Annotated in this window: 14 protein-coding genes; 6 read left to right on the top strand and 8 right to left on the bottom strand. The window is 72.0% G+C overall.

Translation table 11 applies throughout. The annotated features are described in order from the left end of the window. Window positions 1–18 precede the first annotated feature (18 nt). Window positions 19–639: a PadR family transcriptional regulator gene (locus FHX44_RS07385; RefSeq protein WP_212612371.1), complete on the bottom strand. Its 621-nt coding sequence runs from the start codon at window positions 637–639 to the stop codon at window positions 19–21. 57 nt (window positions 640–696) lie between these two features. Between FHX44_RS07385 and FHX44_RS07380 the strand changes: the two genes are divergently transcribed. Then, entirely contained in the window at window positions 697–1,560 is an 864-nt protein-coding gene (locus FHX44_RS07380) for a class I SAM-dependent methyltransferase (RefSeq protein ID WP_147254786.1), read from the top strand. A 187-nt stretch (window positions 1,561–1,747) separates the two neighbouring features. Next, window positions 1,748–2,041, top strand: coding sequence for a DUF1905 domain-containing protein (locus tag FHX44_RS07375; protein WP_147254785.1), 294 nt, complete (start codon window positions 1,748–1,750; stop codon window positions 2,039–2,041). Between the two features lie 24 nt (window positions 2,042–2,065). Here the strand turns inward: FHX44_RS07375 and FHX44_RS07370 are convergent, their stop codons facing one another. The 4 genes from FHX44_RS07370 to FHX44_RS07355 form a co-directional block, all read right to left on the bottom strand. Next, window positions 2,066–3,796 carry a hypothetical protein gene (locus FHX44_RS07370; protein WP_147254784.1) on the bottom strand — a complete coding sequence of 577 codons (1,731 nt, stop codon included), beginning with the start codon at window positions 3,794–3,796 and terminating at the stop codon, window positions 2,066–2,068. Between the two features lie 76 nt (window positions 3,797–3,872). Continuing rightward, window positions 3,873–5,162: a TRAP transporter large permease gene (locus FHX44_RS07365; protein ID WP_147254783.1), complete on the bottom strand. Its 1,290-nt coding sequence runs from the start codon at window positions 5,160–5,162 to the stop codon at window positions 3,873–3,875. Beyond that, a complete protein-coding gene (locus FHX44_RS07360; protein WP_212612370.1) occupies window positions 5,159–5,752 on the bottom strand; it encodes a TRAP transporter small permease in 594 nt (197 codons plus the stop codon). The genes FHX44_RS07365 and FHX44_RS07360 overlap by 4 nt, the downstream gene beginning before the upstream one ends. 61 nt (window positions 5,753–5,813) lie before the next feature. Next, entirely contained in the window at window positions 5,814–6,869 is a 1,056-nt protein-coding gene (locus tag FHX44_RS07355) for a DctP family TRAP transporter solute-binding subunit (protein WP_147254781.1), read from the bottom strand. A gap of 196 nt (window positions 6,870–7,065) precedes the next feature. Here FHX44_RS07355 and FHX44_RS07350 point away from each other — a divergent pair, with 196 nt between their 5' ends. The 3 genes from FHX44_RS07350 to FHX44_RS07340 all read left to right on the top strand — a co-directional run bounded on the left by FHX44_RS07350 (window position 7,066) and on the right by FHX44_RS07340 (window position 10,118). Next, window positions 7,066–7,368 (top strand): DUF2695 domain-containing protein, encoded by a 303-nt coding sequence (locus FHX44_RS07350; RefSeq protein ID WP_147254780.1) that lies wholly within the window; start codon window positions 7,066–7,068, stop codon window positions 7,366–7,368. A 37-nt stretch (window positions 7,369–7,405) separates the two neighbouring features. Beyond that, complete coding sequence (locus FHX44_RS07345; RefSeq protein WP_147254779.1) at window positions 7,406–8,116, top strand: YwaF family protein; 711 nt, start codon at window positions 7,406–7,408, stop codon at window positions 8,114–8,116. 133 nt (window positions 8,117–8,249) lie between these two features. Further along, window positions 8,250–10,118 carry an AAA domain-containing protein gene (locus FHX44_RS07340; RefSeq protein WP_147254778.1) on the top strand — a complete coding sequence of 623 codons (1,869 nt, stop codon included), beginning with the start codon at window positions 8,250–8,252 and terminating at the stop codon, window positions 10,116–10,118. 17 nt (window positions 10,119–10,135) lie between these two features. Here the strand turns inward: FHX44_RS07340 and FHX44_RS07335 are convergent, their stop codons facing one another. The 3 genes from FHX44_RS07335 to FHX44_RS43775 all read right to left on the bottom strand — a co-directional run bounded on the left by FHX44_RS07335 (window position 10,136) and on the right by FHX44_RS43775 (window position 12,151). Beyond that, window positions 10,136–11,158: an ABC transporter substrate-binding protein gene (locus tag FHX44_RS07335; RefSeq protein ID WP_147260990.1), complete on the bottom strand. Its 1,023-nt coding sequence runs from the start codon at window positions 11,156–11,158 to the stop codon at window positions 10,136–10,138. 220 nt (window positions 11,159–11,378) lie between these two features. Continuing rightward, window positions 11,379–11,756 carry an SDR family NAD(P)-dependent oxidoreductase gene (locus FHX44_RS43780; protein WP_281287875.1) on the bottom strand — a complete coding sequence of 126 codons (378 nt, stop codon included), beginning with the start codon at window positions 11,754–11,756 and terminating at the stop codon, window positions 11,379–11,381. A 20-nt stretch (window positions 11,757–11,776) separates the two neighbouring features. Beyond that, a complete protein-coding gene (locus FHX44_RS43775; RefSeq protein WP_281287874.1) occupies window positions 11,777–12,151 on the bottom strand; it encodes an SDR family NAD(P)-dependent oxidoreductase in 375 nt (124 codons plus the stop codon). A 262-nt stretch (window positions 12,152–12,413) separates the two neighbouring features. On the opposite strand from FHX44_RS43775, the gene FHX44_RS07325 reads away from it, so the two are divergent. Beyond that, window positions 12,414–13,673 carry a YeeE/YedE family protein gene (locus tag FHX44_RS07325; protein WP_246170259.1) on the top strand — a complete coding sequence of 420 codons (1,260 nt, stop codon included), beginning with the start codon at window positions 12,414–12,416 and terminating at the stop codon, window positions 13,671–13,673. Window positions 13,674–13,741: the final 68 nt, after the last annotated feature.

Here is a 13,741-nt window from a genome sequence, read left to right as displayed (position 1 = left end):
GCTCCCGTCGCGAACGGGCTACCACTCGGCCCGCCGCACGACCTGCTCGAACGCCGCCCGCTCGGGCACGGCCTGCGCCGGGTCGTCGGGCCAGTGCTCGACCTGCCCGGCCGCCCAGTCCGCCCACTCGGCCACCATCCGGTAGAACTCCGTGAGGAACGCGCCGGCGAGCAGGTTCTGCGCCGCCCGGTGCTGGAACGGTCCGCGGCCTTCGAGGTAGGCGCGCCCGGCGGCGAGGTTCTCCACGTTGCGCTCCTCCGCCCACGCGCGCGCGGCCGTGAGTGTGGCGAGTGCGTCGGCCTTCGTCCCGTTCTCCGCGAAGGAGATCTTCAGCAGCTGCTCGAACTCGAGCACCGGTCCGGCGCCCGGCGACCGCAGCCACTCGGCGAGCGCCCGCCTGCCGTCCGGGGTGATCGAGTAGACGGTGCGTGGCCGCTTGCCCACCCGTTCGGTCGTCGACTCCGCCAGCCCGTGCTCGACCAGCTTCTTCGGCTCCTCGTAGAGCTTGCTCTGCGCGCGGGGCCAGAGCCGGCCCAGGCTGCGGTCCATCTGCCGGGTCAGCTCGTAGGTGCTCCACGGTTGCACCGCGAGCAGCCCGAGGATCGCGAAGGACGTCGTCGTGAGCGGACCCCTTGACACATCTTCCCCTTGGGAGTACCTACGCATAGTCCCAAAGGGAGTATAGGGAGGTGGGCCATGGCCGGCACCCACCAGGTCGACCCGGCGAACGCGGAACAGCTGCGGGCGTGGGACGGGACCGAGGGGGCCTACTGGGCCGCCCACGCCGAGCGGTTCGAGCAGGCGCTCCGGGAGTACGACCCCCCGTTCTTCGAGGCCGCGGCCATCGCGCCCACCGATCGCGTCCTCGACATCGGATGCGGCACCGGTGGGAGCGCCCGCGCCGCCGCGCGGCTCGCGATTGCGGGTTCGGTGCTCGGCGTCGACCTGTCCTCGGCGATGCTGGACGTGGCGCGCGGAGCGGCGGAGCGCGAGGGGCTGGCGAACGTCTCGTTCGAGCAGGCCGACGCGCAGATCCACCCCTTCGACGAGGGGGCGTTCGACGTCGCGATCAGTCGGGCGGGCGCGATGTTCTTCGGCGACGCCCACGCCGCGTTCACCAACATCGCCCGTGCGCTGCGTCCCGGCGGGCGGCTGGTGCTGCTGGTCTGGCAGCCGTTCCCGCGGAATGAGTGGGTCGTCGAGATCATGGGCGCGCTCGCCGCCGGCCGTGACCTCCCGGCACCCCCGCCCGACAGGCCGGGCCCGTTCTCGATGGGCGATCCCGACCACGTGCACGCCCTGCTGACGTCGGCCGGGTTCGGCGACGTGCGCGTGTCCGGGCTGGAGGGGCGGACGTTCTTCGGCCGCGATCCCGACGACGCCCACCGGTTCGTCGCCGGCCTCATGCCGTGGATGCTCGACGGGCTCGACGACGCGGCCCGGGCCGGCGCGCTGGACGCCCTCCACCGCACCATGCAGGCACACCACACGGCGGAGGGCGTCGCCTTCCGGTCCGCCGCCTGGCTCGTCACCGCACACGCACACCCGGACCCGGCCTAGGAGCGCCCTGAACAACTCAGGCCTACTGCGCGACGCCCAGGCGGCGCCCTCGCCGCGTTGGACGATCGCGCCGATACAACAGCGGTATCGGCCCGATCGTCCGCCTTGCGAGGACACCACCTGGACGCCGCTCGCTACGGCCTGAGTTGCTCAGGACCCTCCTAGATCGTCGGCCTACTGTTGCCCCATGGAGTGGACCTTCAGCGCAGACGTCTTCGCCTGGGGCGAGGACGGGCCGTCGTGGCGGTTCCTGCGGCTCCCGCTGGACGTCGCCGACGAGGTCCGCGACCTCGCGGGTGAGCCGGCCGGATTCGGGTCGGTGCGCGTGCACGCGCGCATCGGCCAGACGGTGTTCGCGACGTCGGTGTTCCCGGAGAAGGCCAGCGGCAGCTACCTGTTGCCGGTCAAGAAGTCCGTGCGTGAGAGGGAAGGGATCGACGACGGCGACCGGGTGACGGTCCGGCTCGACGTGGCGAGCTGACGAGCCCGGGCTTCGGTGTTCCGATCAGATCGACGGGCTCGCGTGCTTCATCAGCGCCTTGCGCGCGGCCTTCGCCACCGTCTTGGACGGGTGGTGGGAGCCGATCGCCTCGAGCACGTCGGGCAGCCGGGGGTGGTCGAGCCGCCAGATGCCGTCGAGTATCGCCGCGCCGCCGTCCGGGGCCCCGTTGCTGAGGACGGCGACGACCTCCTCGGGGCCTGCGGTGTCCAGGCCCACGGCGAGGAAGTCGACCAGCCCGGCCGCGAGCCGGGTGGGATCCACCGACCCGGGGTCGAGCGCGTCCTGGTCGATCAGCCATTGCAGGACGAGCCCGTCGTGCGGGCCCTCCAGGTGCGGCCGGACCGCGTCGACGGCGTGGTCGGCGGCGAACCGGCTGACCAGGGCGATGCCGGTCATCGCGGTGACGGTGTCACGGTGCGCCGCGAGGCTCTCCGCGATCAGCTCCGTGGCGGCGGTCCGCCGCTCCGGCCGTGCCGCCAGCCACTCGTCGACCTCGCGACGGAGCTCCTCGTCGCCGAGGTGGGGGAACAGGTCGACGATCTCCGCGACGCCCGCGTCGGCGGGTTCCGGGCGGATCGGCACGTCGAGGCCGGCCTGCCGCAGCAGCTCGACCGCGACCGGCACCCCGGCCGGCGTGAGCGAGATGTGCCCTGCCTCGCGGCCGAGCACCCCCAGGTCCAGCAGCTCGTCGAGCTTGCCGTGGGCCAGCTCGGCCACGGCAGTGGTCATGAAGTCCGACATGCCGGGTGCGACGGTCTGCGCGAACTCGCCGGTCAGCGCGTCGACGAGGCCTGTCTCGATGCCGTTGCTCCCGTGGCGGAGCATCTCGACGAGCAGGGCGATGGTCCACGCGTGGGCGACGGCGTCGAACTCGGCGAAGGCGCCGAGGAGTGAGCTCCTGGGCCGTTCGTCGGAAACGGCGGCGAGCGCGACCTTCTCGTGCGCCGCGCACTCGTCCAGGGCAGCGAAGCTCGCCACGGCGACCAACCGGCCCTGGTGCCGGCGCACCACTCCGGCCTCACACGCGAGGTCGAGCAGCCGGCTGAGCTCGGGCAGCTCCTCACTGGACCGCAGGTTCCCGGCGCCGCCGAGCTCCGGGTCGTCGCCGGTCCCGAGCGCGGCGACGAGGTGCCGAGCATCGGCGAGCTGCGGGTTGCCCTTCGGCGTGAGCTTGCGGCCGGGCGGGGCGCAGTACTCGGCGAGGTCGCGCAGCTGCCGCATCACCGGGACCGCGCGCACCGCGGCGAGCCGCTCGCTCTCGGGAGGGATCCGGACCGGCGGGATGTCCGGCATCTCCGACTCCTCCGCCGTCTCGAACACGTCCTCACCCGCCAGCAGGTTCGCGGGATCGCTCATCTCGGCGACGAACCTGTCGGTGGTGCGCGCGCAGTGCGCCCGGACGTCAGCCGGCGTGGCGCTTCCCGGCGCGAGCAGCCCGGCGTCGGCGAGGAACCCCACGAACGCGGCCACGGAGATCGGGATCTCCACGCACTTCTCGGCCGGTGCCACGACCTTGGCCGGGCACCATTCGAGCAGGAACTCGTCCACGTCGGGGACGGACCAGTGGTCGAGCCGGCCGTCGGCGTAGGCCCACTTCCAGTCCATCAGCAGGCCGGCGTCGTTCGGATCCCCGGGCACGTCGTGCTCGTTCAGCCACTGCGCGAACCGTTCGCCGAGCTCGTCGCGCCTGCGGTGGTAGGCGTGCTCGTCCCGCGCGTCGAACGTCATCTGCATCGGGGCAGTGTTCCGCAGAACCACCGTGCAGGCAGATCGCGGGCGGGTCGCCGATCTGCAGCCCGGAGCCATCGCGCTACCCGCCCCCGAGCAGTACGAGCGAGATCGCCGGGACGTAGGTCACCAGGAACAGCGCGGCCAGCAGGACCAAGGCCGTGGGTATCGCCGCCCGCGCGACCTGCAGCACGCTCATCCCCGACATGCCGCTCGCCACGAACAGGTTCAGGCCCAGCGGCGGGGTGACCATGCCGATCTCCAGGTTCATCACCATGATGATCCCGAGGTGGATCGGGTTGACCCCGAGCTCGAGCGCGATCGGCAGCAGGATCGGCGCGAGGATGAGGATCGCGCTGGACGTCTCCATGAAGCAGCCGGCCACCAGCAGGATGATGTTGACGAGGAGCAGGAACGTGAACGTGTTCAGCTCGTAGCTCAGGAGCAGTTCGGTGATCTCACCGGGGATCCGTTCCGAGGTGAGCACGAACGAGAACAGGATCCCGTTCGCGATGATGAACATGATCATCGCGGAGGTGCGGGAGGACGAGAGCAGGATCCCGCCGAGGTCCTTGAGATCCAGCTCCTTGTAGATGAAGACGGACACGATGAGCGCGTAGAACACGGCCATGGCGGCCGCCTCGGTCGGGGTGAACACACCGCCGTAGATGCCGCCGAGGACGAGCGCGGGGAGGGCGAGGCTCAGCACCGCGTCCCGGAGGGCACGGACCTTCTCGGCCGTCGACATCTCGATCGCGTGGTCGCCGGTGCCGTAGCCGCGGCGGTGGGAGACCAGGAACACCAGGCCGAGCAGCATGAAGCCGGCGAGGAGACCGGGGAGGACGCCGGCGACGAAGAGGTCGCCGATCGACTCCTCCGTCGCGATCCCGTAGACGATCATCGGGATCGACGGGGGGATGAGGATGCCGAGCGACCCGGACGTCGCGATCAGGCCGGTGGAGAAGCGCCTGGGGTAGCCGCTCGCGATCATCGCCGGGATGATGAGGGTGCCGACGGCGACGACGGTGGCCGGGCTGGACCCGGAGATCGCGGCGAAGAACATGCACGCGAGCACACCGGTCATCGCCAGGCCGCCGCGGAACTGGCCGACCACCGCGTTGCACGCGGCGATGAGGCGTCTGCTGATCCCGCCGCGGCTCATGATGCTCGCCGCGAGCACGAAGAACGGGATCGCCATCAGCGGGAACGTGTTCAGGGAGTTGAACAGGCGTTCCGGCACCTGGGTGAGCGGGATCGTCGTGTAGTAGAAGAAGTAGGCGAACGAGGTCAGCCCCAGCGCCACCGCGATCGGGGTGGAGGAGAACAGCAGCGCGAAGAGGGTGATGACCAGCGCGATCGAGGCCTCGGTCACCGATCGTTCTCCTCGGGGTCGTCGCCGAGCTCGCGGCGGGTCCGCTCGACCTCACGTACGTCGAGGCCCGTTGCTTCCGCTTCGACCTCGAGGATCGAGCGCTTCGCCTCGGCGAAGGCGTCCTCACCGCGGGCGTTCCGCACGAGCATCTCCAGCGCGCGCAGGAGCATCAGCGTCAAGCCGATGGGGACCGCAGCCTCGACGACCCACAGCGGCAGCTTGAGCGACGGGGTGATCGTCGAGGTGGAGAACGGCTCGAACAGCAGCAGCCATGCGAAGTAGCCGATGCACACGAGATAGAGGACGGTGAGGGAGGCGGCGAGCACGGCGAGCGCACGCCTGCCGCGTGCCTTCAGGAACGCCCCGAAGATGTCGACGTTGACGTGCTCGTTGTGGCGCAGCGTGATGACGGCGCCGAGGAACGTCGAGTAGATGATCAAGTAGATGATCGCCTCCTCCGACCAGAAGAGGAAGATCCCGAAGACGTAGCGGAGCACGACCGCGACGACGGCGATGACCGCCGCCAGGCCGAGGGTCGACGCAGCCAGTACGTTCTCGATCAGGGTCAGCACCCGGTCGAAGCGCTGCAAGCTGACCTCCATACGGGGGACGGGGATGGCCTTCTCGGCCATCCCCGTCCCGTGGCGGGTGCTACTGGGCGTTCTGCTGGGCGAGCAGGTCGTTGACGAGGTCCGGCCCGATGACGTCGGCGTACTGCTGCCACACCGACGGCACCACGCGGTCCTTGAACGCCTTGCGCTCCTCGGGGGTCAGTTCGAGGATCTGCGTCGTGCCCGCTTGCTGGATGGTGGCCTTGGCCTCCTCGTTCAGCTTCGCGGCGACCTCGCGGTTGTAGGTGCTCGCCTCGTCCGCCGACTCCTGGACGATCGTCTGCAGGTCGGCGGGGAGGCTCTCGAGGAACTGGTTGTTGATCACCAGGACGTACCCGATGTAGCCGTGGTTCGACTCGGTGATGTGGCTCTGCACCGTGTGCATGTTCTGCGACTCGATGTTCGAGTACGGGTTCTCCTGGCCGTTGACCACGCCCTGCTGGAGCGCGTTGTACACCTCGGAGAACGCCATCGGGGTCGAGCTTGCGCCCCAGTTCTCGAACTGGCTGCGCAGCACGTCGGACGGCTGGATGCGGAAGCTCAGCCCGGCCAGCGACTCGGGCGTGCGCATCTCGGTGTTCGACGAGAGCTGCTTGAGGCCGTTGTCCCAGAGACCGATCACCTTGATGTTGTTGCTCGCGAGCGCCTCGTTCTCGTAGATCGCCCGGCCCGCCGGGGAGTCCGGCGACACGACGGCCGGGATGTCGTCGACGCTGTCGAACAGGAACGGCAGGTCGAGCACCTGCAGAGCGGGCGCGATCGTCGTGAACTTGGCGCTGGCGGGCGCCAGCATCTGAACGCTGTTCGACTGGAGGGCCTGCAGCTCGTCCTTGTCGCCGTAAAGCTCGGAGTTCGGGTAGACCTCGACCGTGATGCGGCCGCCGGAGCGCTGTTCGACGACCTCCTTGAACTTGTCCGCGGCCTGGCCCTTCGGTGTGGCCGGGGTCACGACGTGCGAGAACTTGATCGTGAAGGTCTCGCCGCCTGCCGCGTCGCCGCCGGCGGCGCCTGCTCCCCGCGCGCCGCACGCGGCCAGGGTGACCACCCCGGCGAGTGCGAGCACGGCGAGCAGTGCACGACGTCCTTGTCGTCCCATAATCTCGTCCTTCCACGCGGACCGTTGCCGCGGATACTCGCGGAGGTTGTCCCGGCTTGGGAAGGTTCAGTCGCTAACGGTCCGATCCCAGGTTCACCTCCATCACGGTGTGTGATCTCCCGGTCGTCGCCCGACTTGTGGACAACTCCGGCCGAGCCGTCCGGCACCGTCGGTGCACGCGGGCACCGTCGGCGCCATGACGAACTTCTTCGACGACCTGCCCCGGTACGACCACGACGACCTGGCCGACCTCGCCGATCAGCCCGACCTGGGCCTCCCGCTGGAACAGCAGGCGGCGCTCGCCGACGCGGTCCAGCAGCGGCGGCGCTCGTGCGACGGCACGCTGCGCGCCGCGCGGGAATGGGCGCAACGGGCCGGGGTCGACTGGCCGCGGTTGCGGCGCGAGCTGGAGGAGAACGGCGGCTACTGCGACTGCGAGGTCGTCCTCAACGTCTTCGGCGGCGATTTCGACCGGAGCTTCGACGTCGACGGGGCTTAGCGCGCGCCGGACGCGCCGGCGCGCCTACTGTGAAGCGGTGGAGCGCTCGTTCGCTGCCTACGGCGCCTCGCACTGGGTGGTCCTGATCCTGTTGGCCGCGGGTGTCGGGGTGCTCGCCTGGTCCGGACGCAGGTACCGCGACACCGGGGCCGACCGGAACGTGGGGCGCGTGTTTGCCGCGGTGCTGGTCGCGTTCCACGTTCCGATCCTGGTCTACGACCTGTCGCCGGCGCGTTTCGACATCGAGCATTCGCTGCCGTTCCAGGTCTCCGATCTGGCGTGGATTGCGGCCGCGGTCGCGTTGTGGTCGCGGTGGCAGTGGGCCTACGTGTTGACCTACTACTGGGGGCTCACCCTGGTTCCGCAGGCGTTGCTCACGCCGGCGTTGGACGCGCCGGAGTTCCCCGGCATCGACTTCGTCAGCTTCTGGGGCCAGCACCTGTTGGTCCTATGGGCCACGGTCTACCTGACCTGGTGGGTGGGGATGCGTCCGAGCTGGGGCGGTTTCACCTTCGCGGCGGTGGTCACCGTCGGGTGGGGTCTGGTGATGGTGGGCTTCAACGCGGTGGCAGGCACCAACTACCTGTTCGTGAGCCGCAAGCCGGACAACCCCTCGTTGCTGGATCTCATGGGTGACTGGCCCTGGTACCTGGGCGTGGAGCTCGCCGTCGGGCTGGCCGGCTGGGCGCTGCTGACCTGGCCGTGGACCCGGGCCCGGGGCCGGGCCGCCGAACCCGCTGCGGGCTGAGCACCACCGTCCCCCTCACACAGGTGTGGCCAAGGCCGCACCCGATCACGTATCAGGCTCGGTGCCGCCCGAATCGCTCTCCGTGACCGGTCGGCGATGGTTCAATCGATCGGGGGGACCGAGTGGGGGACTCATGAGCGCCAACTGGTCGGCGGACGTCATCGCGGACGTCGAGCAGTGGGGCGCCGAGGAGGGCTGCCCGGCGGCGGGGTGGGTGGACCTCGGCGTGGCGGAGCCCCGCGAGGACGGCCTGCTCGCGCTCGCCCGGCGCGACCGGAACGTTGACGTCTGCGACCCGTGCCTCGCCGGGGAGAAGGGGCCGGATCGCGAGCAGCGCCACCCGATCGAGGAGCTGCGCGACGAGGACGGACTGCTCGTGCTGCGCCCGCCGCCCGACCTGCCGGAGCACGACCGGCACGTGTGGGTCCGTCGGGCGCCTGCGCTGGACGGTCTTCTCGACGGCCTGCGCGCCGCGGGCCCGGCTCCACTGGCGCAGGCGCTGGTGGAACGGCGGCTCGCCGGGCCGCCGACGTCGGGGGCGGAGGCGGACGGGCTGGCCGGGGCCCAGGTCGAGGCGTTGCGGGCGTGTCTCAGCCCGGGCCTGCGCGCGGTCTGGGCCCCGCCGGGCTCCGGCTCGACGGACGTGCTGACCCGCGCGATCGAGGCGCTGCTGGGCGAGGGCAAGCGGGTGCTGCTGGTCGCGCCGTCGGACACTGCGGTCGACGAGGCGATGGACACCCTCGTCCGCCGGATGGCGCCGGAGGCCGGGGTCGCGGTCCGGGTCGGGGACGAGTCGGAGGAGCTCGCCGCCGATGCGTCGCGCGAGGTCGACGAGCAGCGGGCGGTGGTCGCCGCCGAGCTGGCCGAGATCGCGGTGATCGACGCCGAGATCGAGCGCCTCCGCGCGGAGCTGGGCGACTACGACACGGTGACCTACCGCGCCGCCGCGGCCCGGTTGGACGCGGAGCGTGACCTCGACGAGCTGCGTCCGCGACTGCAGGAGGCGGAGGCGGCGGCCGACAGGGCGCGCCGGGCCGTGGTCGATGCCGCCACCGAGCTGCGGGAGGCGGTGGACGCGCAAGCCGCGCTCGGTCCCCTGCGTGAGGCGCTCGAGAACGAGCGGCTCGCGATCGAGGGCCTCGCCGCGCTGGAGCAGCGGCAGCGCGCGCTGCGGGACGGCCGCGTCGCGCTCGACGAGGAGGCGCGGTCCGGCGGTTGGCGCGAGCGGCGTCAGCACCGTCGCCAGGTCGAGGCCGCCGACGCGGAGCTGCGCCGCTTCACCTCGGTGGTCGCGGAGGGGCGACGGCGCTGGCTGGACGTCCAGTTGCGGGCGCGGGCGGCGATCGGCGAGCACAGCTGGGCCGAGGTCGACGCGGCCGACCGGCGAGCCGCGGCCGCCGAGCGGGCTGTGAGCGGCGCCGACGAGGCGTACCGGCGTGCGCGGGAGCTGCTGATCGGGCTCCGGCGTGCGGTCGAGGAAGCGGAGGCGTGGGGGCCGCCCACCGAGGACGACCGGCAGCTCGTCGCCCGCAAGCTGGTCTCCCGCCAGGCGCGGTTGCGCGAGCTCACCGCCTGGCGGGACGCGTCGGGGGCGCGGCGACAGGCCCTCGACAACCGGGAGCGCGAGCTCGCCGAGCGGGCACAGGCGCTGCGCGCCGATGCCGAGGCGGAGATCGTCGGGCAGGCGCGCGTGGTCGTGACGAGCCTCGCCCGGTCGCGGGTGCACCCGGCGCTGGCGGAGGCCGACTTCGACGTCGTCCTCGTCGACGGGGCCGGTGCCGCCATGCTGGCGGAGGTCCTGCTGGTGCTGTGCCGGGCCACCGCCGCGGCCGTGCTGTTCGGCGACTCCGAACAGACCGGGTTCGCGACCTGCTTCTCGCACCTGGGGATCGAGTCGGCCGCCGATGCCGAGGCGCACGAGGGTTGCGTGGTCCTCCAGGAGGTCGGCATCCCGGAGCAGCGGCACGATTCGCCCCGGTCGCCCGCGCCCGACCGGTCCTGATCCGGCTGATCGGACGGTCAGGGTGATCCGACGACGTCGTCGCGGGCGGCGGTCACGGTGGCGGCGAGGTCCTCGAGCACGGCGGCGAAGCCCTGCGCGCTCAGGCGCGCCTCGGCGCTCCACCTGCCCACCTGCCCGGCCTGCACCGCGGGCAGCGCGGCCCACGTGGGGTAGGCGGTGAGCTGGTCGGGCTGGAGGCTGAACGCGCGGGTGTCGTGGAGGATGAGGTCGGCCGGGTACCGCCCGGCCTGCTCCCAGCTCAGCGTCTCGTAGTACTGCTCGCCCCCCTCGGGCTCGACCAGGTCCAGCCCGAGCGCACGGAAGCTGAGCAGGTCGGGGAACTGGCTCGGACGGGCGATCGAGATGCCTTCGGAGTCGGCGTAGGTCACCAGGACGCGCAGGTTCGGCTTGGCCGCGACGGCGGCCCGCGCCGCGGTGGATGCCTGGTTCAGCCGCACCCGCGCGTTCATCAGCTCCGGGGTGGCGGTCTCGGCGCCGAGCAGCCGGGCGAACCGCTCGTAGCCGGCGACGATCTGCTCGGCGGGCACGCCATAGCCTTCGAGAGCCGCCAGCGGCGCGATCCGGGTGACGCGCTCGATCGCGTCGGCCCCGATCACCCACATGACGTCGCGGCTGGTCATGCCCGTGACGACCAGGTCGGGGCGCAGGGCGGCCAGCGCCTCGAAGTCGAGGTTGTCGTAGCCCTCACCTGCGGAGCCGACCGAGGTCAGATCGATGTCGCCGACGGTGGAGTCCGGGGAGCCGTCCTCGCGGCGCTGCGGCCCGAAGATCCCGACGGGCCGGATGCCGTAGTCCCAGAGGACGGCCGCCACACCCGTGTACGCGACCACGCGCTCGGGTCGTCGGGGAAGCTGCACCTTCACCCCGCGCGCGTCGATGAATCTCCAGCTCGGGTCGGGGGGCCGTGGGGCCGACGTCTCGTCGGAGCCGCAGGCGGGAAGGCCGAGCAGCGCGCCGAGGGCGGCCGAGCCGGCGAGGAGCCTGCGACGGCTGATGCCGGCGGGGAGCGTCGGGACCACGGTGACCTCCGGGGATACGCTGGTTGCCTACCCTAAGTTGCATAGGTGATCATCGGAAGATCGGGCGGGGCCCCGCGCTGCGGGCCCAGCCCACCTTCGCCGCCCTCGCGGCGTGGCCGTGGCGGCGCCCCACCTGCTCGTCTTCTCCTACGGTGAGGCGCTCGCCCTGCTGGATCAGCTCGAGGCCGTGCTGCGCGGAGGCGGACGGCCGGGCGGCCGCTCAGGCCGCGACCACGGCGACGCTCGTCCGACCGCCGTCGACGTCGATGACCGTGCCGTGCACGAACGAGGCGTCGTCGCTGGCGAGGTAGACGGCCGCCTTCGCGATCGCGTCGGGCGTGCCGGCGGCGTTCGCCGGGGTGCCGTGCATCAGGGTCTCGCCCGGGGTCTCGGCGCCGTCCGGGATGCCCGCCGAGCGGATGACGCCCGGCGAGATCGCGTTGACGCGCACTCCGGACGGGCCGAACTCGGCCGCCCAGGCCCGGGTCAGCGTCTCGACCGCGCCCTTGGTCGAGCTGTAGAGCGCGGAGATCGGGATGCCGAGCCGGGCGATCCACGACCCGAGGTTGATGATCACGCCGTTGCCTGCCGCGACCATCGCGGGGGCGACCGCGGCGGTCAGGAAGTACGCGGCGCCTTCACGTTGACCCCGTACACCTGGTCGAAGGTCGGCTCGTCCGTTGCCTGCGTGGTGGTGGGCGGGTAGATCCCGGCGTTGTTCACGAGGATGTCGATGCGCCCGCCGAGCACCCGGGTCGCCTCGTCGGCGAGCGCCCGGCTGCGGGCGGCGCTGCCGTCGAGGTCGGCCCGGACGAAGTCGGCGCGCCCGCCCGTCCTCCGGATCGCGTCGACGACCTCCTGGCCCCGCGCGGCGTTGCGGCCCGACACCGCGACGTGGGCGCCTTCCGCGCCGAACGCGATCGCGATCGCCGCCCCGATGTTGCTGGTGGCACCCGTGACCAGCGCCGTCCTGTCCTTCAAGCGTCCGCTCACGGCCGCTGCCTCCCTGCTCGGTTGGACTGTCCAGTCCAAGGTAGCCGCAGATTGGACTGTGTGGTCCATGACGTCGGTTACAGGGACGCGGTTGTCGCTGAGGCCTTCGACGCATCGGGTTCGTCTCGCGAGGGTCGAGAAGTTAGCCTCGACAAGTGATCCTCACGCGTCGGCGTCACGTCGACCACTGCACGCAGCGCGCCGCGGCCTGTCGTCCCTGACGACCCGCCGCCCTCTCCCTGCGTCCCCCGAGGTTCTCGTCGTGACGACCGCACCTGCCCGCTCGTTCCTCGCACCCGCGCCCACCTGCGCGGTCCCGCCCGTCCCCGATCCCGCCGCGCCCGCACAGTGGCGCCCGCTCGCCGCGATCGGCGTGCTCGGCGCCGCGCTCGTCAGCTATGTCGGGCTCGCCCACGGCGCCCGGCAGGCGGTCCTGCTCGCGCTCGGCGTCGGGCTCGGCGTCGCCCTCTTCCACTCCCGCTTCGGCTTCACCTCGGCCTGGCGCCAGCTCGTGGCCGTCGGCAACGGGGCGGGCCTGCGCGCCCACGCCGTGCTGCTCGGCACGACCGCCACGCTGTTCGCCCTGATCATCGGCACGGGCACGGGCCTGTTCGGGTCGGAGCCCGCGCCGTCGGCCGGGCCGCTCGGGGTCGGGCTCGTGCTCGGCGCGTTCCTGTTCGGGATCGGCATGCAGCTCGGCGGCGCCTGCGCGTCCGGCACGCTGTTCGCCGTCGGCTCCGGCCAGAGCACGATCGTGCTGACGCTCTTCGGCTTCATCACGGGATCGGTCCTCTACACCTGGGCCTACCCGCTGGTCTCCGACCTGCCTGCGCTGCCGGCCTTGGTCCTGTCCGAGCACATCGGCTGGTTCGGGTCGTGGGCGGTCACGATCGTGGCGCTGCTCGCCGTCGTCGCGGTCAGCCGGGCCGTGCAGGCCCGCCGCAACCCGCCGCCCACCGGCGTGCCGCCCACGGCGCGGGGTGCGGCCCGGATCCTGCGCGGGTCGTGGCCGCTGTGGGTCGGTGCGGTGACCCTCGCCGTGCTCGGCGCGGGTGTGCTCGTGGTCTCGGGCGGTGCCTGGGGCATCACGAGCGCGTTCGCGCTGTGGGGCGCCAAGGCGCTGCAGGCGATCGGCCTGCATCCGGAGACGTGGGCCTACTGGCAGCAGCCCGCGCAGGCCAAGTCGCTCGCCGGCCCGGTTCTCGCCGACAAGACCTCGCTCACCGACATCGGGATCATGATCGGGGCGGCGCTCGCGGCCACCGCCGGTGGGGCCTGGGTGATGCACCGGTCCATCCCGTGGCGCACAGCGCTGGCCGCGGTGATCGGCGGGATCGTCATGGGGATCGGCGCGCGGCTGGCCAGCGGCTGCAACATCGGGGCGTACCTGGCCGGCATCGCGTCCGGCAGCCTGTCCGGCTGGGTCTGGGGCCTCGCCGCACTGGCCGGCACCTGGGTGGGCCTGCGCGCCAGGAGCCTCTTCGGCCTGGCCAACCCGAAGCCGTCCGACTCGGTCTGCTGAGGGGACCGACGGGTTCCGACGAACGGCGCGTTCGTCGGATAGGTACCGACGAACGCGCCGCTCGTCGG

This window comes from Pseudonocardia hierapolitana (assembly GCF_007994075.1).
GTDB lineage: Bacteria > Actinomycetota > Actinomycetes > Mycobacteriales > Pseudonocardiaceae > Pseudonocardia > Pseudonocardia hierapolitana.
The sequence above is the reverse complement of the archived record's forward strand: the minus strand, read 5'-3'. Positions and strand labels throughout refer to the sequence as shown.

Bases quoted from the DNA above. Each gene is read 5' to 3' on its own strand.
- FHX44_RS07380 (WP_147254786.1), top strand. From the start codon at position 697: ATGGCCGGCACCCACCAGGTCGACCCGGCGAACGCGGAACAGCTGCGG.
- FHX44_RS07375 (WP_147254785.1), top strand. From the start codon at position 1,748: ATGGAGTGGACCTTCAGCGCAGACGTCTTCGCCTGGGGCGAGGACGGG.
- FHX44_RS07370 (WP_147254784.1), bottom strand. From the start codon at position 3,796: ATGCAGATGACGTTCGACGCGCGGGACGAGCACGCCTACCACCGCAGG.
- FHX44_RS07355 (WP_147254781.1), bottom strand. From the start codon at position 6,869: ATGGGACGACAAGGACGTCGTGCACTGCTCGCCGTGCTCGCACTCGCC.
- FHX44_RS07350 (WP_147254780.1), top strand. From the start codon at position 7,066: ATGACGAACTTCTTCGACGACCTGCCCCGGTACGACCACGACGACCTG.
- FHX44_RS07340 (WP_147254778.1), top strand. From the start codon at position 8,250: ATGAGCGCCAACTGGTCGGCGGACGTCATCGCGGACGTCGAGCAGTGG.
- FHX44_RS43780 (WP_281287875.1), bottom strand. From the start codon at position 11,756: ATGGTCGCGGCAGGCAACGGCGTGATCATCAACCTCGGGTCGTGGATC.